The organism is Frankia sp. Mgl5, from assembly GCF_023242985.1.
Classification (GTDB): domain Bacteria; phylum Actinomycetota; class Actinomycetes; order Frankiales; family Frankiaceae; genus Parafrankia; species Parafrankia soli.
Window position 1 is genome coordinate 1 of the sequence record NZ_JALKFY010000108.1, and the last position, 276, is coordinate 276.

Consider the following 276-nt stretch of genomic DNA (forward strand, 5'->3'; position numbering starts at 1 on the left):
TCCCCGGTCAGCATCGATTCGTCCAATGAAGAAGAGCCTTCTGTTACGATTCCGTCAACCGCGATCTTCTCCCCCGGCCGGACGACCACCAAATCCCCTACCGCCACTTCGTCAACCGGAATCTCAACTTCCTCCCCCTGCCGGATAACATGCGCTGTTTTTGGCTGTAGGCCGATCAATTTCTTGATCGCCTCAGAGGAACGCCCTTTGGCCCGAACTTCCATCGCCATCCCGAGAACGACCAAGGCCGTTACCACTGTTGTCACATCATAATAC

1 pseudogene is annotated in these 276 nt (G+C 55.1%); it reads right to left on the reverse strand.

Annotation, left to right across the window (positions count from 1 at the left end):
- A pseudogene (locus MXD62_RS08580) lies at positions 1 to 276 on the reverse strand (cation-transporting ATPase PacS); the annotation flags it as partial.